Genomic DNA, 24,415 nt, shown 5'->3' on the forward strand with positions numbered 1-24,415 from the left:
GGAGTGTGGTGTTTTCGGGGCTGTCGGCCCTCGTCGTCGAGGGTGTGGCGGACGAGGGTGAGGTCATCCGGGTGGTGGCGCGGACCCGGGAGGTTCCGGTGCCGTGCCCGATGTGCGGGCAGCCGACGGGGCAGGTGCATGCCTTCCACGGGCGGGTGGTCGCGGATGTGCCGGTGGACGGGCGTCGGGTCGTGGCGGCCGTGCGGGTCCGGCGCATGGTCTGTCCGGTCCTGGGTTGCCCGCGGCAGACGTTCCGCGAGCAGGTCCCCGGCCTGATCGGGCGCTACCAGCGGCGCACGCGCCGTCTCGCCGACCAGCTCGGTGAGGTCGTGAAGGAGTTAGCGGGCCGGGCGGGCGCCCGCCTCTCCCGTGCGCTGGTCTGCGCGATCTCCCGCTCGACCGCTCTGCGCCTGCTCATGTGCCAGGCGGTACCGCCGCTGCGCGTCCCGCGCGTGCTCGGCGTCGACGACTTCGCCCTGCGCCGGCGTCAGCGTTACGCGACCGTGCTGATCGACGCGGAGACCGGCGAGCGGATCGACGTCCTGCCCGACCGCACCGCCCAGACCCTGGTGGCGTGGCTGCGCGAGCACCCCGGGATCGAGTATGTCTGCCGCGACGGCTCCGGCTCCTACGGCGAGGCGATCCGCCAGGCCCTCCCCAAAGCGGTGCAGGTCAGCGACAGATGGCATCTCTGGAGCAACCTATGCGGCAAGGTCCTGGCCGAGGTCCGCTCCCACGCCGCCTGCTGGGCCACCGCCGTGAACCCCGTCCGTTCCGGAGGCCCCCGAGAGCAGACCACCCGCGAACGCTGGCAACAGGTCCACCACCTGCTCGGGCAAGGTGTCGGCCTGCTCGAATGCGCCCGCCGCCTCGATGTCGCCCTGAACACCGTCAAGCGGTACGCCCGCATGAAGGAGCCCATTGGTGATCGCCGTGCGCCCCGCTACAAGCCCACGCTCGTGGATCCCTACCGCGACCACCTGCGCCGACGTCGGGCCGAGGACCCTGCGGTGCCCGTCACCCACCTCCTGCGCGAGATCAAGGAGCTGGGCTACACGGGCAGCGCGAATCTCCTGGTCCGCTACATCACCCAGGGCCGCGCCGAGGGCGACAAGCCGTCACAACCCCGCAGCGCTTCGCCCGACTCCTCCTCAGCCGCCCCGAGAACCTGCGCGACAAGGACGCCGCACTGCTGGGGGAACTCACCGAAGCCTGCCCCGAGATGACCGAACTCGCCCGCCTGACAGGAGAGTTCGCGCAACTGTTGACGCCGGCCGAGGGCAACGACGCCAAGCTCACCGACTGGATCACGTCAGTTCGCTCCGTCGACCTGCCCCACCTGCACTCCTTCGCGAACGGCCTGGAACTCGACCGGGCCGCCGTCGACGCCGGACTCACCACCCCGCACCACAACGGCCGCACAGAGGGAGTCAACACGCGAACCAAACGGATCATGAGGCAGATGCACGGCCGAGCCGGGTTCCCCCTGCTCCGGCACCGCGTTCTCCTCCAGTGACCACCACAGAGCGCTACCACCGATTACGGGACAGAGCCCGGTGACCGGTGTATCTCCCGATCAAGGAAGAGCATCTGATGAGCGACGTGATCGTCTCGGTTGAGGCGGTTGAAGAGGTCCGGCCGACTGAGCTATCGGCGGATCTGCTGGACGAGCAGTTGATCGGGCAGCTGGTCGACCGGGCCCAGGCCAGCGGGCTCCAGTTGACCGGCGAGGGCGGGCTGCTGCAGCAGCTGACGAAGCGCGTGCTGGAGTCCGCCCTCGAAGGTGAGATCACCGACCACCTGGGTTATGAGAAGCACGATCCGGTCGGTGCCGGCAGCGGCAACAGCCGCAACGGCGTCCGCTCGAAGACGGTGCTGACCGACGTCGGCCCGGTCAAGATCTCCGTCCCACGTGATCGAGAGGGCAGCTTCGAGCCGCAGATCGTCAAGAAGCGCCAGCGCCGGCTGACCGGCGTCGACGAGATGGTGTTGTCGCTGTCCGCGCGAGGTCTGACGCATGGCGATATCTCCGCCCACCTGGCCGAGGTCTACGGCGCGAGCGTGTCCAAGCAGACCATCTCGACCATCACCGACAAGGTCATGGACGGGATGGCCGAATGGCAGAACCGGCCCCTCGACCCGGTCTACCCGGTGATCTTCATCGACTGCATCCACGTGAAGGTCCGCGACGGCCAGGTGGCCAACCGGCCGATCTATGTCGCGCTGGCCGTGACCGTGGACGGCACCCGCGACATTCTCGGCCTGTGGGCCGGCGACGGCGGTGAGGGCGCCAAGTACTGGCTCCAGGTTCTCACCGAGATCAAGAACCAGGGCGTCGAGGACGTGTGCATGGTCGTCTGCGACGGCCTCAAGGGCCTGCCCGACGCGATCGGGACGGTCCGGCCGCAGGCGGTCACGCAGACCTGCATAGTTCACCTCCTGCGGGCGTCGTTCCGCTACACGGGCCGCCAGGATTGGGACAAGATCTCCCGCGCGCTCAAGCCGGTCTACACCGCGCAGACCGCGAAGGCCGCGGAGGACCGCTTCCTGGACTTCCAGGAGGAATGGGGCGCCGAGTACCCGGCGATCGTGCGGCTTTGGGAGAACGCCTGGGCCGAGTTCGTGCCGTTCCTCCAGTTCGATGCGGAGATCCGCAGGATCGTCTGCACGACCAACGCGATCGAGAGCGTGAACGCGCGCATCCGCAAGGCCGTCCGGGCTCGCGGGCACTTCCCGAACGAGGCCGCGGCACTGAAGTGCGTCTACATGGCCGTCATGAGCCTCGACCCCACCGGGCAGGGCCGCAAGCGCTGGACCATGCGATGGAAGCCCGCACTCCAGGCCTTCGACATCGCCTTCGACGGCCGACTCTCCGTCGGCCGCGGATAATTCACATCACACGAGTTACACCGTTGGCAGGCCCAGTGCCAACGGCACCGACGAAGACAGCGAGCCACAGGACGGATGGCGGACAGGCGTAGCCAACCAGCTCTGGTCCACGAGTTGCTGAAGCGCGGCATGAGCATGCGCGAGGTCGCCCCCCACCTCAGCTGGAGCCGTAGCACCGTCGGCCACAATGCACGCGCCGCGCCCTGGCAGGACATGATGAAGGACCGGCTTTCCCAGGCGAGCAAACTCGACGTGGCGATCCGCTCGATCCTCCGCAACGCCTTGGTGCGCGTTGGCGGGGGCCGGCGGCGTCGTTGAAGGCAGCGGCGGTCTGCCGGGCCAGGGCGGAGTGGGTTGTGGTGACTTCCTATGTCCCGTCCTGAGTTGTGCGCACCGAGCGCGCCCTGGTCGGGTTCGGTCGCGCCGTTGGGCGAGGCGCTCGCGTCCACGGTGCTTCACCAGGAGCCAGGCCTCCCGGTCCCCGGAGCGGTAGCGGTCCTTGCGTATGCGGGTGAGGGAGTAGCCGCCGTGCAGCTTGTGTCCGTGTAGGCGGAAGGAGGCGTGCCCGCGTTCCAGCGTGTCGGCGAGTGGGACGTCGTGGCCGGCCCGGTCCGTGGAGAGATTGCGGTAGGAGCCCTCTGTCGGCGGGGTGTCCCCGCCGGGCAGGGTGCCGTGCTCGTCGAGCGCCGGAGTGCGGTCTGGGCCAGGGCCGGGTGTGGTCATGGTGTCTCCCGGGTGGAGTGCGCTCCGCTGCCGGGCGACTTCCGCCGATGCGGCGGCGGACCCCCGCGGATGGTGGCTGTGGCGACCCGGTGACCGAGTCGCCGCAGCTCATCCTGGATCCTGACGTACCCCCAGGTCGAATTCTCTGTGGCCAGGCGCTGAATGAGCGCGACGGGATCTCCTCGGAGAGTGGTGGTCGGCCGGGCCTGGCCGGTGGCTGGCGCCACTTCCAGCGCACCAGGTGTCGGTGCCAGGCCAGCAGCGTGCCAGGGGTGACCAGCCGGTGTCGGCGCAAGGCGGGCGGCAGATGGCGCGCGAGAGCGGAGAGTACGGCGCGGTCCGCCCACGACATGCGCAGCCGCCCGACCTGGCGGCGGAGTACAGCGACCTCGTGGCGTAGGGCGAGAATCTCGGCCTTGCTCGCGGCGGGGAGCGGCCCAACAGGACGAGCCAGCCCAGCAGACGGCAGAAGATCAAGTACAGCAGTCGTAGACCCACGAGCCGGGATCATGCCCGGGATGCGGAGGGCCGAAAAAGCCCTGATCAGCCACCCTACGACAGTAAAAGACACCCTTCAGGGGGATGGCTGGACCCGGGAAGCGGGCTGCCTCAACGACGACCCCGTCCCCGGCTGGACCGCCGCCGCGGCCCCACCGCGCCTGACAGTGCACCGCCCGACCGGACAGCTCTGGTTCGACGCCCCGGTCGCCGCCGGCCGCGAGTGGTGGCGCGCACTTCGCACGCACAAGGTCCTGCTGATGGTGACCGGGCCGTTCACCGGTGTCTTCGACTTCCGCCGCGCGGCCCAGGCCGGCGCCCTCGGACTGCTGGCCGTCGGCACCGTCTCCACCATCGGCCCCTGACACCCCCGCCCACTGCCGCGCCCGCGAGGCTGGTAGCGCGATCCGGCTCCGGGCTGCGCCGTACCACGGCCGTCCTGCCGCCACCCGCCGTTGCGCTCCCACAGCTGTGCGCAGGCCGGGAGGTCTCCTCGGCGCCGACACCGGGGCGGTGGCGTTCGACGAAGGACCGCAGCCGATGCCGCTCGTCACCGGTGCCTGCGGTGTACGCGAGCTCGGCGGCGGGCCGGTACACACTGGCGCTGGACAATAGATCGGGAGCGGGGACGAGGTCGAGCGGGCCACGCCCCGGTGGCGGGCGTCAGCGACGAAGGCAGTGTGGATCCGGCCGACGTGCAGCCGTATCAGGGGTGCCGGCGGGCGCGTTCGGTGATGTTGCGGGCCATGCCTCCGAACACCATGGTGTGGAACGGAGCGACAGCCCACCAGTACGCGTGTCCGGCCAGGCCGTGGGGGTGGAACAGTGCCCGCTGCCGGTATTGCGCCCCCTGATTGTCGTCCGGTGTGACGGAGAGTTCGAGCCAGGCCAGCCCGGGCAGGCGCATCTCGGCCCGCAGGCGCAGAAGCCGGCCGGGTTCGATCTCCTCGACACGCCAGAAGTCGAGGGAGTCCCCGACCCGCAGTCGGGCCGGGTCGCGGCGGCCCCGGCGCAGTCCGACGCCGCCGACCATGCGGTCGAGCCAGCCGCGCAGAGCCCAGGCGAGCGGAAAGGAGTACCAGCCGTTGTCGCCGCCGATGCTTTCGATCACTCTCCAGACGGCGGCGGGTGAAGCGGTCACGGTGCGTTCCTGGACATCCTGGTAGAGGCTGCCGCCGGCCCAGTCGGGATCGGTGGGCAGCGGGTCGCTCGGGGCGCCGGGCAGCGAGGCGGAGGACCAGCGGGTTGCGACGTCGGCGTCCTTGATCCGGCGCAGGGCGAGCGTGACGGCCTGGTCGAAGCTGGTCAGGCCGGTCGGCGGGTCGGGCACCCATCGGGCGATGTCGTGCTCGCCGCAGACGACCTCGTGGCGCAGGGACTCGACGAGGGGGCGGGCGATGGAACCCGGGACCGGAGTCACCAGGCCGACCCAAAGGCTGGAGAGGCGGGGGGTGAGGACCGGCACGGGGACGATGAGGCGGCGGCGCAGTCCGGCGATGCGGGCGTAGCGCTGCATCATCTGTTCGTAAGTGAGGACGTCGGGGCCGCCGATGTCGAAGGTGCGGTTCAGCCCGGGCGGCAGGTGGGCGGCACCGACCAGGTAGCGCAGAGCGTCCCGGACGGCGATCGGCTGGATCCGGGTGGACACCCAGCGCGGAGTGACCATCACGGGCAGGCGTTCGGTGAGGTGGCGCAGCATCTCGAAGGAGGCGCTGCCGGATCCAATGATCACGGCGGCGCGCAGTTCGGCCGTGGGGACGCCGCCGGCGCGGAGCATGCGGCCGACCTCGGCACGGGAACGCAGGTGGGGGGACAGGTCTGCGGCCGCGTGGTCGGGGACGAGGCCGCCGAGGTAGACGATCCGGGTGACGCCGGCGGCCGCCGCGGCGGCTGCGAAAGCGCGGGCGGCCTCGCGGTCGGTTGCCTCGAACGAGGGCCCGGTGCCGAGCGAGTGGACGAGGTAGTAGGCGACGTCGATGTCGTCGAAGGCCCTGGCGAGGGTGGCAGGGCGGGTGACGTCACCGGTGGCGGTCTCCACCCGGGCCCGCCAGGGATGGTCGCGCAGTCGCCCGGGATCCCGTACCAGACATCGCACGGTGTGCCCGCGGGCGAGCAATTCGGGGACGAGTCGGCCGCCGATGTAGCCGGTCGCACCGGTCACCAGGCAGCGCAGCGGGCCGGGCTGCAGCGGATCCATGTCGACTCCTTCTCCGAAGGCCGCTCTCGCGGGCCTCCGCCGGTGCCGAAACGACGTAACCAGCATCGCGCATGTTCTTCGGAGTCGGCGCGATGGACGCGAACACGGAAAGCGGTGCCCACGACGGGGCGGCCCGAGCCGGGGGTCAGCCCGGAGGGGCTGCGGGGCTGGATGAAGCAGGACCGCGCCGACCGGGGTGAGGGCCGGCCGGACGAGCTGACCAGCGCCGAACGCGAGGAACTGACGCGGTTGCGCCGCCAGACCGTCGAGCAGCAGAAGACGATCGAGATCCTGCGCAAGGGCGGCCGCCTGACCGTCCTCATCACCGGCGCCCGCGGCAAGGTCGGCCAGGCCGTCATCGGCCACCTGCACGCCGCGGGCCTGCCCGTCCGTGCCGCCAGCGCCGGTCCGGCCGAGCTGACCGTCCCGGCCGACGTCGCGGTCGCCGAGCTGGTCCTCGAGCGGCCGGAGACCTTCTCAGCCGCGCTGGATGGCATGCGCCAGGTTCTCCTCTATCCCCAGCCCGCAGCCATCGATGCCTTCATCGAGACCGCCCGGGCCGCCGGCGTTGCCCGCACCCGCAGGGTGGTCAGCAGACTGCCGGCCGGCGCGTCGGCGAGCGCGGCGTCGACGAAGGTGTGCATCAGCTCGTGGCTGCCGTGCCACTTGGCACACCAGTACTGCAGCGCGCCCTCGTGTGCCCGCAGGTGGTGCGGATCACGGGCCGTCACCTCGGCCCAGAGTTCACGGAAGTCCTCGTGCGACCAGCCAGTCCCATGGCAACGGCGATTTGCGCCACTGGGGTCCTCCGACGGTGCCAGCTCAACGGCCTCCCGTGCGGCCGCCTCGCGCAGGACGCGGTGGAACCCGCGGGCCTACCGCCACCCGGGACGATCGAACCCCCACGAGCCGACGGTTGGGCGGGCGCGTCCGGGAGGGGCTCAGGTTCCGACACGGACGGCTCCTCGGCCGGTGCCGAGCTGGTCGAGCCGGCCTCCCGGGGGGCGCGGACAGGACTTCGCCAACACGCTGGCGCGCGATCAGCCACTCCTGCCAGTCCGTCTCCGCCTCCGCGAGTTCAGCGAGCACCCGGTCCGCCTTCTCCCGCAGCTTCGCCACCCGCTCACGCCCGCCCAGCTCCCGCTCCTCCAGCAGACCCACGACCGACGCCATCCCGGCACCTCCACCGACGAGACAATCCGACCAACCGAGCCCGCCTCGGTAGCATCGACATCATTCCTGAGCTGCGGAGACACGCCGATCAAGTTCAGTACGACAATGGTTTCTTATGCCTGGCGGGCGTCGGCGATCACGGCCGGGGTGGTGCCGAGCCACCAGGTGGGGTTGGCGGTGCCGTCGGTGGTGCGGCCGTCGCTGTGGACGTAGTGCCGCACGTCGCGGCCCGGCTCGGCGAACTCGCCGTTCAGGGCGCGCTCGACCCACTCGGCGCCGAACCGGAAGACCTCGGCGGCGGTGCCGCCCAGCGGGTGGAACTCGTTCTCGTAGACGCGCATCTCCTTGGGTGCCCGCACCCGCTCGTAGTTGGCCAGCGCCTGCTCCAGCACGGTGAGTTCGTCGAACTCGCCGATGCCGTAGACGACCGGGCAGGTGATCTCCTGGACCAGGTCGCCCAGCGGCATCCGGGCGACCAACTCGGTGTCGAAGGCGTCCTCGTCGGTGTAGCCGGCCATGAACATGTAGTTGTTCTTGAAGGTCGGCTGGGCGCGCTCGAAGATGGTGGTGAAGTCGCCGGTGACGGCCTCGAAGGCGGCCAGCGCGGCGAGGCGGCGGTCGGTGGCGGCGGCGCGCGAGCCCCAGTAGCCGCTCATCGAGATGTCGAACATGCCGATGCGGGCCGCGTCGACCTCGGGCAGCGAGGTCAGGTGGTCGATGTAGCGGCTGATCGCGCGCTCGTAGTTGGTGAGGTCGACGGTCAGCCCGTTGGCCCGGCTCTCGCCCTGGCCCGGACCCTCGATGGACAGCGCCACGATGCCGCGCGAGGTGTAGTACCGCTCCGCCGCGTAGATGTAGTCCTCCTTGATCATGTCCATCCCCGGGCCGAGGATCACCGCGGGGGGCATTGCGGACCTCGCCGGCCGGCAGGTGCAGCCCTACGCACTCGTCCAGGGCGGCGACCCGGCGATCCCCTTCGTCGGCGGCATCCCGATCCCTGACCATGTCGACGAAGCCGGCTTCGTCGGTGCCCTGTACGGCGAGCCCATCGAGGTCGTGACGTGCGAACTGTCCGATCTGAACGTGCCCGCCCGTGCGGAGACCGTCATCGAGGGCCACCTGTCGGTGGAACGCAGCGCCATCGAGGAGCGTCCGGCTCCTCCAGACTGCTGATCCGGGACCAGTTCCTGAAGACCTTTGCGAAAGTCACCTGCACCACATCCTCGGCCTCGTGGTAGTCGCCTGTGAGCAGGTAGGCAGTGCGCACCAGCCGCCGCCAGCGCGTGGCGGCGAACCCCTCGAAGTCAAGCTCACGCGGGCCGGGGCCGCCCGCGGAAGCCGGTGCCGTGACGGGCCGAGGCCGGTCCTCCACCGGGATGTGCAAGACGCTCGCGGTCATCCAATTCCTCTTCGCGTCCGCGCGACGACCCGACCGGACCATCGCTCTGCCCTACTCACCGCCGCGCCGCCGCAAAGGTTGCATGGCTCTGTCCGCGAGAACGGGCTCCGGCTCAACTTCCCGGCTCTGCCTCTGATTGAGGGGTCCTCCGCTGGTTGATCACGGTGACAGGAGGATGGCGTGCGCGAGCACCTGCTCGACGTCGGCCGGATCCACGCCGCCTTCGTCACCGACGCCCAGGCCTGCGGCCCGCTCGACCTCGTCCCCGCCCCCGAGCCGCCCGCCGGCGACGCTGGGGTGTACCGGGCCGCCGCCCACCTCGCCTACACCGCCGGCCACGACGCCGAGCGGCACCGACTGCGGGCGTTCATCGAGCGGCCCCGTCCCGGTGCCGGTGACGAGCAGACCGCGGCGCGGCTGGCGGCCTGCGCCCGGGTGTGGGAGCAGGCGGGCGAGGACGGGTCGGGGCGGGCGTGGGAGCGGCGCTGGCGGTCCTACCTGCGGCTGCTGGTGGTGCTGGTCGGCACGGCGGCCTCCGGGGTTCGCTCGGCGGTGGCGGATCTGCGGCTGGCCGCCGAGGAGAATCCGGCCGTCCCCTTTCCATCGCTGTTCTGCCTTCCCGGGCGGCCGATCGGCCGCCCCCGGCAGGGCCACGATCAGCCTGTGGCCGTACCGTACCGCTCCGTTCGACGGCGGGCGCGGACAGGTGACTTACCGTCCGGCCCGGCGTAGGGGCCAGCGGACGCCCGTCCCGGTCCCCGCACCGCCGATGGTCAGCGCCGGGCCCAGGCCGGGCAGGCGGGCTCGTGCCAGGTCGTACGGACGACCAGGCCGCCCTGGGTGAGGTGCTCGCTGGACCAGGTCCGGCAGCACCCGCCGCCGCCCGGCCGGACGGGCAGCGGCAGCCTCGCGGCGCGGACCGGGGTGACGGGAGCAGACACGGTGGGCGCGGCCGGACGGCGGCCACGGCGGCACCTGGTCGAGGGTGTCGTCATGCCGAAGGCTCTGCCCACCGCGCCGTCCCGCCGAATCCCGCCGCCACCCGAACAGCCCAGCCCTGGCCGTTCTCACCGGCCGTTGACCTGCGCTGACACCCGAAACTCGCCAGCCGCCGGTCACGCCGGGGCGGGCAAACTCACCAGCGCCCCGGGGTGAAACTCACCACCCCTGCGCCGAAACTCCCCAGTGCAGGTCAGCGGCTTGCACCCCGGGTGAGGCGGGGTCAGGAACGGCGCCACCAGGAGCTGCGGCGCTTCGCCTCGACGGCTGCGGCTTCGCGGTGGCCTGCTCGCGCTCGGCGGCTTCCCGCGCCTGCTGCCCTTCAGTCTTTCGGGCCGCAGCTGGTCCGGCCTTCTCCTATCGGGACTGGGGCGCCGTCGGGGTCGCCGTCGGGATCGCCGTCGCGGTGGACGTCGGGATCGCCGTCGGGGTCGACGTCGGAACGGGCGCAGGGGTGGACGTGGTCGTGGAGGCCGGGCTGGTGGTGTGGTGGTCCTGGGCGAAGGCGGCGGGAAGACCCACACCGACTCCGGTGAGGAGCAGGAGGGAGCCGCCGGTCATGAGGGTTGCCCGGGTGCGGCGGCGTGCCCGCACGCCGGCCTGCAGGCGCTCGCGGTGCCGGGGTTCGAAGGGGGTGTGTTCCTGGGTGTCGCGCATCATGCGTGCCAGCTCCTTTTCGAAATGATCCATGTGTTTCTCCCTCACCCCACCGGCTCGCTGACCTCGGTCAGGGCCTGCCGCAGTTTCGCCACCCCGCGCGACGCCAGGGAGCGGGCGGTGCCCACTGGGCAGCCCATCACCTCGGCAACCTGCCGCTCCGGCAGATCCTGGTAGTAGCGCAGCACGACCGCGGCCCGCTGCCGTGCCGACAGGAGGGCAAGTGCAGCTTCCAGCCGGGTGCGTTCCTCCACGATGGCGGCCAGATCCCGACAGTCAGCCGTCTCCGGCAACTCCTCGGTGGGGCGTTCGCCCCACCAGCGCCGACGGGCCGAGCGGGCCGCCGCACGCACCAGAACCTGACGCACGTACGCCTCGGGGGCTTGCCCGGCGACCTTCGGCCAAGCGGACCACAGCTTGAGGAGCCCGTCCTGAAGCAGGTCCTCGGCCCGGTGCCGGTCTCCGCCGGTGAGCAGGCGTGCGAGGTGGAACAGCGCCGACCAGCGAGCCGCGACGAACTCATCGAAACCATCCGCCCGCGACTGCCTCACCCAGCACCACCTCTCCGGCCTCCGAACGCCTGTACCTGTTGAAAGGCACTGGCGCCCGGCCCGCTATGCACCTTCGCCCTGTGAACTGGATCACGTGTGAGGCAAGGGTCCCCGGCGCGTATCGCGGCACCCATGACTCTCTTGCCGGGTCTACTGCCTCTCGAGAGCGCAGGGCAGAGCGTTCATCTCTCTTCCTACGTCGCCCCGGTCCTGTCGGGCGGCTCTGGGTTCAGAAGCAGGTACTGAACTGGGCCTGCAGCGGGTGCAGGCCGGACGGGCGCCGCTCGCGCTCCGCCTTCGCCCGGGCCTGGCGGGCCGCATCAGCGGCGACCTGCTCCGCGCGCAGCAGCCGGTCGCCGTCCGGGTTGGCCAGCGCCGCAGTGAGGGTGTGCCAGCCGCGCCGACCGAACCGGTACCAGACCGGGGCGTCGGCGCCGAATCGGCGCAGCAACGGCAGGTGGTGGCCACGACCGGCAGCGCGCGGTGGTAGTCGCGGGCATGGACGGCGTCACCGCCGTAGGCCGGCGTGTACCAGGACGCCTTGGAGGCGACCTCGACCCCGGCCAGGCGACGCACCAGCCGGCAGTGGTCGGCCTTGGCCTTCTCCTCCCTCTCCTCCGAGGTGAGCGGCTTCGCGCCGGGGTCGCGCAGCACCAGGTCCGTGAACAGCGAGCGGCAGTGCGGGATGGAGTGCTCGACCTCGGTGGTGAACGCGCCGAGGTGACCGATGCCGGCGCGGGCGAGGGGGCCGGCGGTGGCGACGACGTCCAGGGCGTGCTCGGAGAACGCCGCCGACGCGCCATCGCGCTCCGGACGCAGCGCCGCGAGTTTCGTCCCGGCCGCGGTCAGGGTCCACAGCTTGCGGTTGTCCGGCAGCCGTAGCTCCTGGCGCACTCTCCCGGCGGCCTCCAGGTCGACCACGGCGTCGCGCGTCGCCCGGTCGTTCTTGCTGTCCCGGCAGAACCAGATGCCACAACTCCCGCCCGGTGGCGCGCTGAAACAGGGCAAGCGAGACCAGGACCCCATTCCTGACCGGCTGTGTCGAACCCCGCTTCCACCGCACCTCAGGATCAGGGGGAAGAGGGTTGTCGCCACGCCCCAGGCCCCTTGTCCGGGGCCCTGGGCCTGCGGAAACGGGCAGGGCGGACGTCCGGGGGCACGGAGGTGGCGGCGGAGGTGCCGGTGGAGGCGGCCCCGGGCCCCTTGTCCCGGACAGGCGAGGCCTTCGCCGCCCGGTCGGTCGGGTAGTCGGCACGGGCACCCTGGTCGTCGTCGTCCGGATCAGGCGCGGCGAGCGCGGTGGTGGACATCGGGTTGGCCTGCCGTCAGCAGGAGGCCGGATCCGGCGCGGCACTCGGGCCGAGCGCCCAGGCGCGGCCGACGATGCACACCACCCCCTTGTCCGCGGTCGGACCCCGCCCCTTATCGATCAGGCGCCCGGTGTAGCCGCCGTCGGCCCAGACCAGCGTGATGCGCCAGTACCGTTCGCGGCAGCCGTGCCAGCAGCGTCTGCCCGCTCTCGCGGTCGGTGACGGATGCCGCGGTGACCATCACGACCAGCAGCAGGCCGAGGGTGTCCACCACGATGTGCCTCTTGCCCCGGCTCGCGGCCGGCACTGACGCGGCCCCCTTCACCGACTGGGAGTCGATGATCCCGGCGGTCGGCTCCGGATCGCGGACCGCGGCCCGGCGGACCCGGTCGCGCAGCCGGTCGTGGAACTCGCCGACCAGGCCGTTGTCCCTTCAGCGCCGGAGTGAAGTAGGCCGCCGACGAGGTGCCCGTGGCGCGGGTCCTTTTCCGACGGCCCCTTCCCGAACGGTGCGGGCTAGTTTCCCAGCACACCGCTCTCCAGTGATCTTTTCCGGGTGGATGAGGTCGCTCGTCCCGCGTGGATGTTCTCGTGGCAAGGTCGGCAGACGACCAAGGTCTTGCGTCGTCTCATTGCCATTAACTTCACCCATACGGGGCGCTCGGCCCGGCCTTGCTGCTTGACATCGGCGAGTTTCCGAATGTGATGGACCTCAATCCGGCTCGTTGATCCGCACATCTCACAGCAATCTGCGAGGAGCCGCTTTACCAACTCGGTGGTGCTGATGTAGTTGGGTTTCAACGGTTCCCGGTCGGCTACTACCGCTGTGCGCTGTCGCTTGAGCGGGATCCCGCCGAAGCGGGCAACCAGCGCCTTCTTCTCGCCTCCGCGCTCAACGATAACTTCAAAGCAATTTCGAGGGCCATCCGAAGTATCGGTGGTCGCCTGGTACTTGCGAGCCATCTTCGTGACGGTCGATCTGTGCTTCGATGCCAGCGTTTTGAGCATGGATGTCTCCATCGCCCATTGCAGGCGGTTCAGGCGGGAGACGTTCTGCGCGAGAAGGTAGTACTGCACGAGTCCCCGATACTCGGCTTGGTATGTCGCCACGATCGAGAAATCGCTATCGTGGAGAAGTACACCACGGAGTTTCGGTTTTCCGCCGCTCATGTAGGAGGCACAACGCCGCCGGATTACCTCGCGTGGCACGAAAAGCCCGATGGCACCGTTGACGGAGCGTCGTGGTCCCGTGAGCTTCGTGTCGCATCGCTGGGCTTTCACTTCGTAGCCGAGGAAGCGCGCCGCCTGGCTGGTGGCGTGCGTGACCAGGGTCTTGGATTCGGAGAGTTCCAGCCGGAGTTCATCCAGAAGGAATGCTGTGATCCGCGCCTTGATCTCCTCGGCTTCGTGCTTGGGCCCAGCGAAACCGAGCAGCCAGTCGTCGGCATACCTGACATACCGTAGGCGCCGAAAGCCTGGATCATAGGGGTCTTTGCTCGGCAGGCTCCGCATTTGGAGCCGGAGTTGCCGTACTGCGGCGCGATCTCCGTGCCGCTTCGCCCCGTTCATCCGGCTCTCGAGCCGATGGTACTCGGGATGATGCCGTCGTTTTCTGCCGCGGTTGTATTCCGGCAGGAGCTTCTGCTCAATGAACTGATCGAGCCTGTCAAGATAGATGTTGGAGAGGACGGGCGATGCCACACCGCCTTGGGGAGCCCCACTCAGCGTGGCGTTCCACCGCCAGTCTTCCAAGTATCCGACCCTGAGCATGGCCCGGACCAGCCGCAGGAACCGGCCATCGTGGATCTTCTCCCCGAGGATCGTGAGCATGACCTCGTGGTCCAGGCTGCCGAAGCAGTCGGAGATGTCTCCCTCGATGAACCAGCGCGTTCCGGTCCAGTACTTCACCACGTCCTGCAACGCGGTGTGACAGCCCCTCTTGGGGCGGAACCCGTGAGAGCGATCGGAGAATTGGACGTCGTAGTACGCCTCCAATAACAGACGTACGACCTCGGCGACCAGTTTGTCCGACCACGTCGGCAGGCCAAGCGGGCGCTTCTTTTTCGTACCGCCCTTCTTGTCAATGTAGACCCGCTTGACGGGCGTCCATCGATACGACTCCGACCGCAGTGTGCCGATGATCGTGTCAATCTTAGCCCGTGACATGCCGTCCACGGTCTCCCCGGTGACCCCAGGAGTCATCGCACCGGAATTCCGGTAGATGCGCCCATAGGCCGTCAGAAAGAGCTGCGGATTGAACAGTTGCCGGTAGACTCTTTCCAACGGCAGGCTTCGCCTGCCGCGTTCCCGGATGACGTCCAGAACTGTTTCGGCGCTCTGCATTGCGCATACCTCCCCTAACTGGACGTCGAGTTCACCTGTGCCCCTTCGCCCTCATTCCGGCTTTCCCGGACTTCATGGCCGGTCGTAACTCCGGCGACTACTACGGGCACTCCGTCGCCATAGGGCTCGCGCCTCTTAGGCGATCCCGTGGTACGACTTCGCTGTACGTATCGAGCACGACGTAGGCCGCCCACTCATCTCCTTGACCGCCCTCACTGGGCGACGCCCCTCTCCTCGGAGGTTGCCGTCCGAACCTGTTCTTCAGTCCCCGGCAAGGAGAGGGCACCGGTTTCAGGTGTCGTTCCGGTGAGTTTCTACTTGTGCCACTGGAGATTGGGCTTCAAGCAATCCCTCCTGTTGCTCGATTGGATTCGACACCCACGAGCTGTGCGGGAGGCCCCACTTTCATTCCCAGCTGACCAGAAGATCACCCGACCGAGTCCGCAGGCGCGAACTCACGATCACCAGGCTCGATAGAGCAACGGCTAGTCAGACACTCTCGCACCCAACAACGTGACAACGCCCCGACGACCTGACAGTGCCGAGCGGCCGCCGCCGTGGCCAAGGTCTGCGCAGGCGCCGAGGGCTGATTGCGGTAGCCGTCAGCGGGCCGCTCTCCCCCGGCATTTCGGGGGGCGCGGCCCGTCCGCGCTCGCCGGCTCGGACTGGCAGATCGGCAGCAGGGCGTTGGCGAACAAGTAGCCGGCGACGTTGTCACCGAGCGCCAGCCCGTCGGTGCTGTCCCAGCGGTAGTGCACGCCCAGCCAGAGCCGACTCAGCGCCTCTTCCTGACCGGCCTGGCTGAAGCTGGTGAACGAGCGGTATGCCATGGGGGTGTGCGGATCCTCGGAGTGCGCGGTGAACGAGACGTTGTCGCTGTCGAAGAAGCGCTTCATCACGCCTGCCCAGGCACCCGCGAAGCCGGAGTGCCCGGAGGCCCAGGAGGGGAAGCACGGGGTGAACGGCGCCCCCGAGCGGTCCGCGCTGAGGGGCTGCCAGGTCGAGTTCGCGCCGCCGGTGGCCTGGATCGCAGACACCGGGCGCCAAAGCTTGATCGGGGTATCGTACTTGGTGTCCCAAATCCCGATCGCGGTGTCCGCCATCGCCAACGACACCATCGCGAACAGGCGGGTGTTCTGGTACTTGTCGAGCCCACCCTGCCTAGCGACGATCCCGGTCAGCTCGAGCAGCTGCCCCACGGGTTTGTAGGTGCCGTCCAGGTCATTGGCCCAGAACCAGGCAGCGGCGGTCTGATCGGTGGTGCGCGCGGTGGAGTTGACGGCGCCGAGCTGCCGCACCTCGTCGCGCTGAGCCGCGTACGCCGGGCTGGCCAGCAGATCGGCGTAGGAAGCGAAGGCACCCAGGGTGGCCGGCCGGAACTGCGAGCCCGAGCTGAGGACGAACGGCTTTACCACGCCCCAGTTCGGGGTCACCGCGTCGCTCGCCTGCCGACAGCTGCCACCGGTCGGCCGCCAGGCGCCGGGCGTGGTGGTGTCGCCACTGTAGACCTGCGAGTTGTCCGAACCGTCGCCCGATCGGGCCTCGTTGATCTGCCTCACCACCGGGTCGACAACCAAGCGGTCCAAGATGTCGAAGGAGTTGGGGTCGGAGCCGGTCCGGGCGGTGAACTGGGCGTCGATGTATGCCTGGTCGCCTGGGAACAACTGCGAGACGATCCGGTACGCCGTGCGGTCGATCACCCTCTCCTCCTCGTCCCGACGGTGATGCAGCGGCCATCGGGCGTACTTCAGCGGCTGGTCGAGGTACGGCTGGTACTTCAGGGTTCCGTGCGTGTACTGATACGCGCTCTCGGCGTTGTAGATTGCCGCGTTGACCATCGCGGCGGCCCTGGTGAGCTTGCCCGGCGCGGCGTCCATACCCCGCGCATCGCGAAACGTCTGGAGCAGGACGTTGTTCCAGTACTGCGTCGGATCTCCGCTGTAGTTCGGCACCGCGGCGGCCGGCTGCGCGCCGGCCGCCAGCGGGCTCAGTCCGACGAGCAAGGCACCGGCCACGGCGGTGGCCGATAGCCGTCCCAGGCGCCTGCCGACGCGGAACTTCAAGCGGGCGAGCACGGGTTTCGCGGCCGACTGCTGGCCGTGCTTGGACTCGGGGGCCACAGCGTTCCTCTCAACGTCGGTGATCAACAGCGGCAGCGTAATGTCGGCTTTGCTGGCACAAACATCAGCCACGCCGATATTCCATGCACCTTCCCCCAGCGGGGGGAAGCATCTCACCGGAAATCCCCGGAACGGGAACATCGACGCGGGGAGCCGCCGGAAAGCAAAACCGTCGTGTCAGTGCGCGCCTCGGAACAACATGCTGATATCGACGTCCATGGGTGTAGATGCGTTACGCAAAACGCCAAGCGCACAGGAACCGATAGTCTCCGCCCAACCGCGAGGGAAAGGCGAGCCCGAGAACCGGAATCAGCGTGTTGTTCCGAGATGCGCCATTGTTGACCAGAAACTCAATTGGTTCTTGTCGAGGCTGTATCGAGCCTGTTCAGCCTCAATCTTGCATGACGGCTCGTCAGCTTGGCTGGCGGGCCGTTTCTGCTCGTCCAGGCGCGGTGTTTCTTCCCATGGGTATGGCGAGGGCCCGGCTGTCGCGCCAAGCAGCACGGCGCCGGGTTGCGAGACCACCCCAATAGGCGTCGCCGCCGCCGACGTAGCGGGGGCGGTCGACGGGCAGGGGCCCGCCGCGCCCCGCAGGAGGTCGACGTCGGGGAGGTGGGGATCGTCCTCGTGTGCCCAGGTCCCACGAGGAGAGTGGACCGTCGCTGGACACCTGGCTGAACAACCAGAAGAGCAGGCGGGACAAGCTCAGCCCGGAGCAGCGCGGGCAGCTGGAGGCCCTGGGGGTTGGCTGGTAGGGACGACCGGCCGCCTTGGCCACCCGCACGACCTGGCGCAGCGCGCTGTGGGAGGCGCTCACTCTGACCGCCCGGTGCCGGCCGCGCGTGGTGGGGCGGGCGCGGCGTGCGGGCGACTCCGGAAGGCCGTCAGGCCGCCTGCGTCCGGCGAGGACGCCGCCCCTTGGACGTGGTGGGCACGGGTTGGCAGAGACGGCCTGGATCGCTTCGGCATCGGGCCTGGCCAGGTCAGCGCCGGTTGAGCCGGCTCAGGGCTTCCCCTTCGAGACGAAGAGGACGACGGCCGAGTCCGGGGCGACGGTGGTACCGGGCCGTGGCTCCGTGTTGATCACCGCTCCGGCCGGGGCGTTCCAGTCGGTGAAGTTCTGGACGCGCCCGATCTTCAGTCCGGCCTCCGTGAGGATCTTCTCGGCCTGGCTCTGGGGCATGCCGAGGACCGTGGGGATGGTGATGGAGGCGTCGCCCGGCCTCGGTTCGCTGTGGGCGACGGGCGACGGTGTCCCGCTTCCCATCGGGACGCTGGGGGACGCGGTGGCGGTGGTGTCGGGGATGGGCGAGGGGGTGTTCGGGGCGGCGGACGTGGTCGCGGAGACACCGGGAGCGGCGGCGTTGCGGCCGGCCAGCCGGTCGGAGTCGTGCAGGGCGAAGACCGCGCCGGCCGTGAGCGCGATGGCGGCCGCCGATGCCGCGACGGCGACGAGGCCGCGTCGTCGGCGGGTGCGGTGCAGGATGGCGGTGCCGTCGATGGCAGGGGGGCGTGCGTCGTTCGCGAAGTCGTCCATGGCCTGGATCAGTGCCTCTCTGAAGTCGGGGCCCGGCATGGGGCCGTGGTGACCGGTCTGGTCGTCGGGCGGGAACGGGGTCATCACGCACCTTCGAACTGGGGCAGTGGGGCGGTTCGGTGGTCGTCCGGTGCGGGCGGAGGTGGTTCGGGCTGGGGCATCGCGGTGCGCAGTCTGGCCAGCCCGCGGGCGAGTTGTGAGCGTACGGAGCCGGGTGAGATCCGGAGCGTCTCGGCGATCTCCCGGTCCCCCATGTCGTGGAGGTAGTGCAGCACCACGACGCTGCGCATCCCGATCGGCAGGGTGTGCAGGGCCTGCACCAGTTCGTCACGGAGATCCACCAGCCGGTACGGATCGCGGGGGTCGGCGTGCTCCACGTCGTGCGAACGCTCGCCGATCCGGCGGAGCCTGCGCCACCGGTCGTTGGCCAGGTTCACCACGATCCGGCGGACGTAGGCCTCCGGCGAGTCCGCGACGGCGACCCGGTTCCAGTGCCGGCACGCCTTTTCCAGGGCCTCCTGCAGCAGGTCCTCCGCACTGTCCTGACTTCCGGTCAGGATGTAGGCGGTCCGGAACAGCGCCGCCGAGCGCTGCTGGACGAACTCGACGAAGTCGATCCTCCGGGCATCCCTGCCGCGCCTGCCCAGCCTCACCAGCTGCACGCCGATGCACTCATGCTCTCCTCCTTTGATGTTCCTGCACCCATGACGGCCTTCCACCGCTGCCTGCTGCACGGGCCCGCCCGAAGTGACACACATCACTCGCCCCAGTGGCCGGGACGGGAGCGGGAACGCCGACGCCCCCGCCGGGAACCTGCCAGGCTCGGTGGGGGCGTCGGGCCGCTGCGGCAGGCTGCACTCGCCCCGGTCCGGCGCGACGCCGACCGGGGGACGGCCGATGGTCGAGCGGCGGCCCAGCTCGGGCATCCGGGCGAACTGCTTGATGAGGCGCTTGGTGATCCCGGGCTCCAGCAGCGCCTCGCCCCGGGCGATCACCCGGATCGCCGCGACGAGTTCGGCGGGTGGGGTGTCCTTGAGAAGGAAACCGCTCGCTGCGGCGCGCAGGGCGTCGTAGACGTATTCGTCGAGGTCGAAGGTCGTCAGGACGAGCACGCGGACGTTCTTGTGGGCCGCGACGATCCGGCGGGTGGCCTCCAGCCCGTCGAGCTCGGGCATGCGGATGTCCATGAGGACGACGCCGTCCAGCACGATCGGATCTGGGGCATCGCCTGCGCGGGGCCGCCGCGCGCAGTCCGCTCACCACACGGGTCTGAACGAAACTTCCTGATCCGCGTGAACCGCGGCGATGTAAGTCCGCAGGTCCCGGTCGAGGGCGGCCAGGCGCTCGGTGCCGATGACGTCGGCCAGCTGTCCCTCGACCGTCGTCCACAGTTCGTCGGCCAGTTCCAGGTACTCGCGTCCGCGGGTGGTCAAAGCGAGCACCTGGGCCCGTTTGTCGGTGGTGTGCGGGCGCCGTTCGACGTAGCCCCAGTCCTCCAGCTCCGCGACCGCCTTCGAAGTCGCCTGCTTCGTCACCCCGAGAGGACGGTCGTCGCCTGCGGATGTGAGGCCAGATACCGGAAGGTGTATCCGTGTGCCGGACGCAGCGGCTCCCGGCCTCGCTCGGCCAGCAGGGCGTGGAACCGGTCGGTCATCGCGCGGTACGTCACGGCCAGCAGCAGCGGTACCTGGCCTGGGCGCGCTTCGGTGAAGTCGGGACTGGGCGGCACGGCGGCTCCCCAAACAAAGTAGTCAATCCAGTTGACCGATTCCTGAGATCGGCCTATCTTTACATGGTCAAGCTAGTTGACTATATCTCTGGGAGTGACCGTGCCCCTGACCCCCCTCGCCGACGCGCCCACATTCGAGCGCGACGGCTTCACCTTCCGCCCGCTTGCCGTCCCCTCCCGCGGCAGCACCGAGCTGGCCATCTGGGCGCTGGAACTGGCACCCGGCGTCCACAGCGAGACCCACAGCATGGACCGCGAAGAAGTCTTTGTGGTCATCGAAGGCAAGGTCTCGGCGACTGTCGCGGGCGAGGACGTACTCGCCGAGGCGGGCGACGCGATCATCGTGCCCGCCCACGCGACCCTGCAACTGCGCAACGGCTGCCCACACAATCCCGCCAAACTCACGGCCGTGACCAGCGCCGGCATGAAGGCGACCGTCGGCGGGGTCACCTTCGCGCCGCCGTGGGCCCAGTGAACCGGCAGGAGCAACCATGAACGACGTCACCGCCGTGGCCCAGCTGGTCCTCCACGAACGCCGGGCTCGCGACCGCGGCTGGTGGGACCTCATGCGAGAGTGCCTGGCCCCGGATGCCGCAATACGCCTCAGCTGGTTCCGCGGACGGGGAGCGGCGTTCATCGCCGCGTCTCAGGAGATGGCCGCGCGCGGTGACGCCGCGACACATATCCTTTCCCCGGCGACGGTCGACGTCGTCGGCGACCGCGCAGTCGTCGAGATTGGCGCGGCCATCCACCTGCGCGGCGATCTTCACGGCGTCGAAGTGGACCTCACCTCACATGCGCGCCTGCTATACCGCGCCGAACGCCGCGGCGGGCGCTGGCTGATCACCTCGCTCGATCCCGTATACGAGTACGACAGCCTCGCGCCCAGCACCCCCGGCACGGCCGTGCGGCTCAAAGTCGACGTTCTGGCACGAGCCCGACCCTCGTACCGCATGCTGACATGCCTGCTCAGCGCCAAGGACTACACCATTGCCGACGACCTTTACGGAGACGACCGCCCCGAACCGGTTCGCCAGCTGTACCGGACGCTGTTCGACTGGCTCCGCGCCGACACCAAGAAATGAACAACATCCCGGAAGCCTTGGCGCATGGCAGGGCCCCTGCCGCCTTCGCAGTCAAAGCCATCGCATCGGTCCTTACGGCCGGTCGACAGGCGGCCCTGGATACTCGCCGCGACCGAGACGGGGACGGCACGGAGGGGAGCCAGCGATGAGTGCTGGGTTGGAGATCGCGCCGGACGAGGGGCGGGAGAGCGGCCGGCGCCGGCGGCGGGAACGGAAGAAGCGCCCGTGGTGGCAGGAGATGCTGATCCTCGTGGCGGTGGCGCTGGTGCTGGCCCTGGGGATCAAGACCTTCTTCGTGCAGGCGTTCTCGATCCCGTCCGGCTCGATGCGGAACACCCTGCAGGTGGGTGACCGGGTGCTGGTGGACAAGTTCACGCCGTGGTTCGGGGCGAAGCCGGAGCGCGGGGACGTGGTGGTCTTCCGGGATCCCGGGAACTGGCTGAGGGACGAGCCGACGCCGCGGGTGAACGGGGTGCAGAAGGCGCTGAGCTTCGTCGGGCTGGCGCCGGCGGCGGACGAGAAGGACCTGATCAAGCGGGTGATCGCGGTCGGCGGCGACACCGTGGACTGCGAGGCGGGCGCACCGGTGCGGGTCAACGGGGTGGCGCTGGACGAGCCGTACCTCTATCCCGGGGCGACGCCGTGCGGGGACCGGCCGGTGGGGACGGTCACGGTGCCCAAGGACAAGCTGTGGGTGATGGGCGACCACCGCAACGATTCCCGGGACTCGCGCTACCACATGGACGAGCCGGGCGGCGGGTTCGTGCCGGTGCAGAACGTGATCGGGCGCGCCTTCGTAGTGGCCTGGCCACTGTCGCACTGGGGGACGCTGCCGGTACCGGCCACCTTCGATCGCCTCGGCTGAGCCAATCGCCTCGGCCGAGCGCCAGTACTACCAACGCCGGCTGCACACGGGCCTGCGCGCCCTCGCTGTCGGGGATGATCTCGTGGCTGCTGGCCTGCTCGATCTGGTCGGCCGTGATGTCCGGCCAGCAACGGGGAAATCGGTGAGCCCTGCGGGGTTCCCGCCCCGGTCGGAGAGGTCACCCCGCCCTCCAGCACTCCCATCCGCAGCCACGACCGGATCAGCTTCAGCATCTGACGGTCCGCCACGCGCCTCGCCACCTGAGCGACGAGTGCCTCGTGATCAATCGTCCCGAAGCAGTCCCGGATATCAGCCTCGAACACCCACTCCTGCCGCTGGTTCGCCGCGACGCGCACAGCCTCGCACGCGTCGATCGCGGACCTCTTGGGCCGGAAACCGTAGCTCGCCTCGGTGAAATGAGCCTCGAAGACTGCTCGGCGGCGGCGCTGCCGATCGCCGGATCCCAGCTCGCCGGAAAGCTGACGGGTCTGGGCCCGACCGGCCCGGGCGTCCCGAAGGCGGTCGTCGCCTCGGCGCTGCTGCTGGCGATCTCCTCGCTGATCGGCATGGCGCTCGGCGCGCTGATCCGCCACCCGGCCGGCGCGGTCACCGCCACCTGGAGCGCGCTGCTCTTCGTGCCCGAGCTACTGGGCAGCGGGTCGATCAACCTGTCCGCCGCGGCCGAAGGCATGCCGGTGCAGCTGTGGACCGCGATCTCGCATACGCAACCGCCGTCCCTGCAACCGGCCCCGTTGGCGCCGACCCCCGTGGCGTGGCTGCTGTACGCGGCTTGGCCGACGATCAGCGTGGCCGTCACGGTCTGGATCGTGCGCCGGCGGGATGTGTGAGGCCCGATCGGGTGAGGTCGCTGACCAGCCAGTCCGCAGCGAGTGTCAGAACTGCCCATTCAGCTGACACGGATGCGCGGATTCTGACACCGAAACGCGGACCCTACAGTTCCAAAACACGGCCTAGCCGAGGTGATCGGCCTGCGTGGCTCCGGCGACGTCTCCGCGCTGGTGCTGGGCGACGAGCCCGCCACCACCTGCTACCTGCCCGAGCCGAGGGCCTTCATCCGCTGGCTCGCTGCCGACTCCGACGCGGAGTTGCTCGCTGCTGCCGAAGCGGCACTGAGCGACCCGGCGACGGTGTGGGAGGAGTGCGGCCTCTGGGAGACCGACGGACCGGCGGTCCTCATGGACTCCGTCGAGGATGGCAAGAACCTCGGCATGCCTTACCCGGACGGCAGAGGCGAGCCGGACCAAGCTCCCGTGCACCTGCCCGCAGGACGCTGGAGAGTCCGCGCGTTCCAGAAGACCGGCGACTCCCCCTGGATCAGCGTGGTTCAGCTCCTTCCGCAGGCCGACGGCCAGTCAATAACGACTCCTTGACTCGCACGCCGAGCACGCACCCGCAACCCCGGAGGCATGGACGCTGGGACGGGTCCGAAGGCCCCAGGTGGCTACTTCGAGGTCATGCGAGGCCTTCAGCTCTGTCCGATGTCCGCGTTGTGGAGGCGGCGCTCGGTGAGGCTGGTCACCCCGCTCAGCGCCTGCAGCTCGTCCTCCAGGGCGGCCTTGTCGACGGTCAGCTGGCGGATCGCTTCAGCGTAGATGCGGACCAGCTTGCGCAGGTCGCTGTTCTCCCGGCGCAGGCGGTCGGCCTCGTCGTCGGACCGGGTTCCGGCCTTCGGGGCCGTGGCCGGGCGGTGCCGGCCGGCGAGCCGGGATTTGAACCAGGCGATCGATTGCGGGTGGTTCCGGTAGAAGGTCGCGTGGGGGACGCCGAGCCGCTTCTCGACGCCGGTGACGGTGGCGCGTCGGCCGCAAGCCTCACTCGCGGCGAGTTCGGACTCCATCGCGGCCCGGACCTGCTCGTCGGTGCGCAGGTGGTGGCTCACGGCGTCTCCGTCATGGTGTCCGGGCCGGTGACGGCGGTTTCGGTGAGGAAGTCGGCGAGCTCCTGCCGGCGGGTCTGGAGGCGGTGCCGGACGAACGGCGCCAGTTGGTCCGCGCGGGCGAGTTCCCGGTCGTGGGCTTCCAGGGCCGCTCGCAGCTGGTCGGTGTTCTCGGCGGACAGGGCGACGTTGCGGCACCGTAGGGGCTGGCAGTCCGGCAGCGATGGGCCGGCCCGGCCGTCGTCCCGGCGGCACAGGGCCCGGTCGGGGGTGTGGACACAGGTGACGTACCGGCCCGGGTAGATGTGGGGGTCGTGGCGGGTCATGTGGCGTTGGAGCCGCTTGGGGTCGTCGCGCACCGCGCCGTTCGGGCAGGTGCAGCGGGCTTCGGTGATCCTGGCACTGGCCGAGGGAATGTCGAACGCCGCCACGGCCCGCGGCCG

At 69.7% G+C, this 24,415-nt stretch carries 27 protein-coding genes and 4 pseudogenes; 12 read left to right on the forward strand and 19 right to left on the reverse strand.

All coding sequences use genetic code 11. The features are described 5' to 3' along the window. The first annotated feature begins 8 nt into the window (after window positions 1–8). From ACH4E7_RS40280 to ACH4E7_RS40295, 4 genes and pseudogenes are all read left to right on the forward strand, one after another. A pseudogene (locus ACH4E7_RS40280) lies at window positions 9–1,516 on the forward strand (ISL3 family transposase). Window positions 1,517–1,602: 86 nt separating this feature from the next. Then, window positions 1,603–2,889 carry an IS256 family transposase gene (locus tag ACH4E7_RS40285; protein WP_396254209.1) on the forward strand — a complete coding sequence of 429 codons (1,287 nt, stop codon included), beginning with the start codon at window positions 1,603–1,605 and terminating at the stop codon, window positions 2,887–2,889. Window positions 2,890–3,003: 114 nt separating this feature from the next. After that, window positions 3,004–3,207, forward strand: a complete 204-nt coding sequence (locus tag ACH4E7_RS40290) for a hypothetical protein (protein ID WP_396254182.1) — start codon at window positions 3,004–3,006, stop codon at window positions 3,205–3,207. Between the two features lie 1,070 nt (window positions 3,208–4,277). Continuing rightward, window positions 4,278–4,475 (forward strand): hypothetical protein, encoded by a 198-nt coding sequence (locus ACH4E7_RS40295; RefSeq protein WP_396254183.1) that lies wholly within the window; start codon window positions 4,278–4,280, stop codon window positions 4,473–4,475. Between the two features lie 341 nt (window positions 4,476–4,816). On the opposite strand, the gene ACH4E7_RS40300 is transcribed toward ACH4E7_RS40295, so the two are convergent. The 3 genes from ACH4E7_RS40300 to ACH4E7_RS40310 form a co-directional block, all read right to left on the reverse strand. Next, window positions 4,817–6,307: an SDR family oxidoreductase gene (locus ACH4E7_RS40300; RefSeq protein ID WP_396254184.1), complete on the reverse strand. Its 1,491-nt coding sequence runs from the start codon at window positions 6,305–6,307 to the stop codon at window positions 4,817–4,819. A 512-nt stretch (window positions 6,308–6,819) separates the two neighbouring features. Further along, window positions 6,820–7,038 carry a hypothetical protein gene (locus ACH4E7_RS40305; protein ID WP_396254185.1) on the reverse strand — a complete coding sequence of 73 codons (219 nt, stop codon included), beginning with the start codon at window positions 7,036–7,038 and terminating at the stop codon, window positions 6,820–6,822. A 555-nt stretch (window positions 7,039–7,593) separates the two neighbouring features. Continuing rightward, entirely contained in the window at window positions 7,594–8,358 is a 765-nt protein-coding gene (locus tag ACH4E7_RS40310; protein WP_396254186.1) for an alpha/beta hydrolase, read from the reverse strand. Here ACH4E7_RS40310 and ACH4E7_RS40315 point away from each other — a divergent pair. Further along, window positions 8,351–8,653 (forward strand): UbiD family decarboxylase domain-containing protein, encoded by a 303-nt coding sequence (locus ACH4E7_RS40315; protein ID WP_396254187.1) that lies wholly within the window; start codon window positions 8,351–8,353, stop codon window positions 8,651–8,653. The two genes, ACH4E7_RS40310 and ACH4E7_RS40315, sit on opposite strands and share 8 nt — an antisense overlap. Here the strand turns inward: ACH4E7_RS40315 and ACH4E7_RS40320 are convergent. After that, window positions 8,586–8,921, reverse strand: a complete 336-nt coding sequence (locus ACH4E7_RS40320; RefSeq protein WP_396254188.1) for a sigma factor — start codon at window positions 8,919–8,921, stop codon at window positions 8,586–8,588. The genes ACH4E7_RS40315 and ACH4E7_RS40320 overlap by 68 nt on opposite strands. A gap of 138 nt (window positions 8,922–9,059) precedes the next feature. On the opposite strand from ACH4E7_RS40320, the gene ACH4E7_RS40325 reads away from it, so the two are divergent. Further along, the gene (locus ACH4E7_RS40325) at window positions 9,060–9,611 is read left to right on the forward strand and encodes a hypothetical protein (protein ID WP_396254189.1); all 552 of its coding nucleotides are present in this window, start codon (window positions 9,060–9,062) and stop codon (window positions 9,609–9,611) included. Between the two features lie 41 nt (window positions 9,612–9,652). On the opposite strand, the gene ACH4E7_RS40330 is transcribed toward ACH4E7_RS40325, so the two are convergent. The 7 genes from ACH4E7_RS40330 to ACH4E7_RS40360 form a co-directional block, all read right to left on the reverse strand. Continuing rightward, window positions 9,653–9,874, reverse strand: coding sequence for a hypothetical protein (locus ACH4E7_RS40330; protein ID WP_396254190.1), 222 nt, complete (start codon window positions 9,872–9,874; stop codon window positions 9,653–9,655). A 361-nt stretch (window positions 9,875–10,235) separates the two neighbouring features. Beyond that, window positions 10,236–10,568, reverse strand: coding sequence for a hypothetical protein (locus tag ACH4E7_RS40335; RefSeq protein ID WP_396254191.1), 333 nt, complete (start codon window positions 10,566–10,568; stop codon window positions 10,236–10,238). Between the two features lie 11 nt (window positions 10,569–10,579). Next, window positions 10,580–11,086: a SigE family RNA polymerase sigma factor gene (locus ACH4E7_RS40340; RefSeq protein WP_396254192.1), complete on the reverse strand. Its 507-nt coding sequence runs from the start codon at window positions 11,084–11,086 to the stop codon at window positions 10,580–10,582. 150 nt (window positions 11,087–11,236) lie between these two features. Continuing rightward, on the reverse strand, window positions 11,237–12,094 hold the full coding sequence (locus tag ACH4E7_RS40345) for a hypothetical protein (RefSeq protein ID WP_396254193.1): 858 nt from the start codon (window positions 12,092–12,094) through the stop codon (window positions 11,237–11,239). Between the two features lie 414 nt (window positions 12,095–12,508). Beyond that, a complete protein-coding gene (locus ACH4E7_RS40350) occupies window positions 12,509–12,721 on the reverse strand; it encodes a transposase (RefSeq protein ID WP_396254194.1) in 213 nt (70 codons plus the stop codon). Between the two features lie 191 nt (window positions 12,722–12,912). Next, complete coding sequence (locus ACH4E7_RS40355; protein ID WP_396254195.1) at window positions 12,913–14,739, reverse strand: reverse transcriptase domain-containing protein; 1,827 nt, start codon at window positions 14,737–14,739, stop codon at window positions 12,913–12,915. A gap of 602 nt (window positions 14,740–15,341) precedes the next feature. Beyond that, window positions 15,342–16,886 (reverse strand): vanadium-dependent haloperoxidase, encoded by a 1,545-nt coding sequence (locus ACH4E7_RS40360; protein WP_396254196.1) that lies wholly within the window; start codon window positions 16,884–16,886, stop codon window positions 15,342–15,344. Window positions 16,887–17,488: 602 nt separating this feature from the next. Between ACH4E7_RS40360 and ACH4E7_RS40365 the strand changes: the two genes are divergently transcribed. Beyond that, window positions 17,489–17,614: a helicase associated domain-containing protein gene (locus ACH4E7_RS40365; protein ID WP_396254197.1), complete on the forward strand. Its 126-nt coding sequence runs from the start codon at window positions 17,489–17,491 to the stop codon at window positions 17,612–17,614. A gap of 248 nt (window positions 17,615–17,862) precedes the next feature. Here the strand turns inward: ACH4E7_RS40365 and ACH4E7_RS40370 are convergent, their stop codons facing one another. The 5 genes and pseudogenes from ACH4E7_RS40370 to ACH4E7_RS40390 form a co-directional block, all read right to left on the reverse strand. Beyond that, complete coding sequence (locus ACH4E7_RS40370) at window positions 17,863–18,480, reverse strand: PASTA domain-containing protein (RefSeq protein ID WP_396254198.1); 618 nt, start codon at window positions 18,478–18,480, stop codon at window positions 17,863–17,865. Next, window positions 18,480–19,322, reverse strand: a complete 843-nt coding sequence (locus tag ACH4E7_RS40375; RefSeq protein ID WP_396254210.1) for a SigE family RNA polymerase sigma factor — start codon at window positions 19,320–19,322, stop codon at window positions 18,480–18,482. Before ACH4E7_RS40375 ends, ACH4E7_RS40370 begins: the two co-directional genes overlap by 1 nt. Next, a pseudogene (locus tag ACH4E7_RS40380) lies at window positions 19,314–19,592 on the reverse strand (response regulator transcription factor); the annotation flags it as partial. The pseudogene ACH4E7_RS40380 and the gene ACH4E7_RS40375, both read right to left, overlap by 9 nt. Before the next feature lie 60 nt (window positions 19,593–19,652). Continuing rightward, window positions 19,653–19,931 (reverse strand): MarR family winged helix-turn-helix transcriptional regulator, encoded by a 279-nt coding sequence (locus ACH4E7_RS40385; protein WP_396254199.1) that lies wholly within the window; start codon window positions 19,929–19,931, stop codon window positions 19,653–19,655. After that, window positions 19,928–20,125, reverse strand: a complete 198-nt coding sequence (locus ACH4E7_RS40390; protein WP_396254200.1) for a hypothetical protein — start codon at window positions 20,123–20,125, stop codon at window positions 19,928–19,930. Before ACH4E7_RS40390 ends, ACH4E7_RS40385 begins: the two co-directional genes overlap by 4 nt. A gap of 94 nt (window positions 20,126–20,219) precedes the next feature. On the opposite strand from ACH4E7_RS40390, the gene ACH4E7_RS40395 reads away from it, so the two are divergent. The 3 genes from ACH4E7_RS40395 (at window position 20,220) to lepB (ending at window position 22,075) form a co-directional block, all read left to right on the forward strand. Next, on the forward strand, window positions 20,220–20,600 hold the full coding sequence (locus tag ACH4E7_RS40395) for a cupin domain-containing protein (protein WP_396254201.1): 381 nt from the start codon (window positions 20,220–20,222) through the stop codon (window positions 20,598–20,600). 16 nt (window positions 20,601–20,616) lie between these two features. Beyond that, window positions 20,617–21,210 carry a nuclear transport factor 2 family protein gene (locus ACH4E7_RS40400; protein WP_396254202.1) on the forward strand — a complete coding sequence of 198 codons (594 nt, stop codon included), beginning with the start codon at window positions 20,617–20,619 and terminating at the stop codon, window positions 21,208–21,210. A 145-nt stretch (window positions 21,211–21,355) separates the two neighbouring features. Beyond that, on the forward strand, window positions 21,356–22,075 hold the full coding sequence (lepB, locus tag ACH4E7_RS40405) for a signal peptidase I (RefSeq protein WP_396254203.1): 720 nt from the start codon (window positions 21,356–21,358) through the stop codon (window positions 22,073–22,075). A gap of 182 nt (window positions 22,076–22,257) precedes the next feature. Here lepB and ACH4E7_RS40410 read toward each other — a convergent pair. Next, window positions 22,258–22,449: pseudogene (locus ACH4E7_RS40410) on the reverse strand (group II intron reverse transcriptase/maturase); the annotation flags it as partial. Here ACH4E7_RS40410 and ACH4E7_RS40415 point away from each other — a divergent pair. Both ACH4E7_RS40415 and ACH4E7_RS40420 read left to right on the forward strand, forming a co-directional pair. Beyond that, window positions 22,354–22,923, forward strand: coding sequence for a hypothetical protein (locus tag ACH4E7_RS40415; RefSeq protein WP_396254212.1), 570 nt, complete (start codon window positions 22,354–22,356; stop codon window positions 22,921–22,923). The pseudogene ACH4E7_RS40410 and the gene ACH4E7_RS40415 overlap by 96 nt on opposite strands. A 129-nt stretch (window positions 22,924–23,052) precedes the next feature. Then, window positions 23,053–23,466 (forward strand): annotated as a pseudogene (locus tag ACH4E7_RS40420) (Imm21 family immunity protein); the annotation flags it as partial. A 95-nt stretch (window positions 23,467–23,561) separates the two neighbouring features. Here ACH4E7_RS40420 and ACH4E7_RS40425 read toward each other — a convergent pair. Both ACH4E7_RS40425 and ACH4E7_RS40430 read right to left on the reverse strand, forming a co-directional pair. Further along, entirely contained in the window at window positions 23,562–23,975 is a 414-nt protein-coding gene (locus ACH4E7_RS40425) for a hypothetical protein (protein ID WP_396254204.1), read from the reverse strand. Beyond that, on the reverse strand, window positions 23,972–24,403 hold the full coding sequence (locus tag ACH4E7_RS40430; protein ID WP_396254205.1) for a hypothetical protein: 432 nt from the start codon (window positions 24,401–24,403) through the stop codon (window positions 23,972–23,974). The genes ACH4E7_RS40425 and ACH4E7_RS40430 overlap by 4 nt, the downstream gene beginning before the upstream one ends. Window positions 24,404–24,415 lie beyond the last annotated feature (12 nt).

The sequence above is a fragment of the Kitasatospora sp. NPDC018058 genome, assembly GCF_044327205.1.
Classification (GTDB): Bacteria; Actinomycetota; Actinomycetes; order Streptomycetales; family Streptomycetaceae; genus Kitasatospora.

Bases quoted from the DNA above. Each gene is read 5' to 3' on its own strand.
- lepB (WP_396254203.1), top strand. From the start codon at position 21,356: ATGAGTGCTGGGTTGGAGATCGCGCCGGACGAGGGGCGGGAGAGCGGC.
- ACH4E7_RS40315 (WP_396254187.1), top strand. From the start codon at position 8,351: ATGTCCATCCCCGGGCCGAGGATCACCGCGGGGGGCATTGCGGACCTC.
- ACH4E7_RS40375 (WP_396254210.1), bottom strand. From the start codon at position 19,322: ATGCCCGAGCTGGGCCGCCGCTCGACCATCGGCCGTCCCCCGGTCGGC.
- ACH4E7_RS40320 (WP_396254188.1), bottom strand. From the start codon at position 8,921: ATGGTCCGGTCGGGTCGTCGCGCGGACGCGAAGAGGAATTGGATGACC.
- ACH4E7_RS40335 (WP_396254191.1), bottom strand. From the start codon at position 10,568: ATGGATCATTTCGAAAAGGAGCTGGCACGCATGATGCGCGACACCCAG.
- ACH4E7_RS40330 (WP_396254190.1), bottom strand. From the start codon at position 9,874: ATGACGACACCCTCGACCAGGTGCCGCCGTGGCCGCCGTCCGGCCGCG.
- ACH4E7_RS40300 (WP_396254184.1), bottom strand. From the start codon at position 6,307: ATGGATCCGCTGCAGCCCGGCCCGCTGCGCTGCCTGGTGACCGGTGCG.
- ACH4E7_RS40400 (WP_396254202.1), top strand. From the start codon at position 20,617: ATGAACGACGTCACCGCCGTGGCCCAGCTGGTCCTCCACGAACGCCGG.
- ACH4E7_RS40355 (WP_396254195.1), bottom strand. From the start codon at position 14,739: ATGCAGAGCGCCGAAACAGTTCTGGACGTCATCCGGGAACGCGGCAGG.
- ACH4E7_RS40370 (WP_396254198.1), bottom strand. From the start codon at position 18,480: ATGACCCCGTTCCCGCCCGACGACCAGACCGGTCACCACGGCCCCATG.
- ACH4E7_RS40310 (WP_396254186.1), bottom strand. From the start codon at position 8,358: ATGGACATGATCAAGGAGGACTACATCTACGCGGCGGAGCGGTACTAC.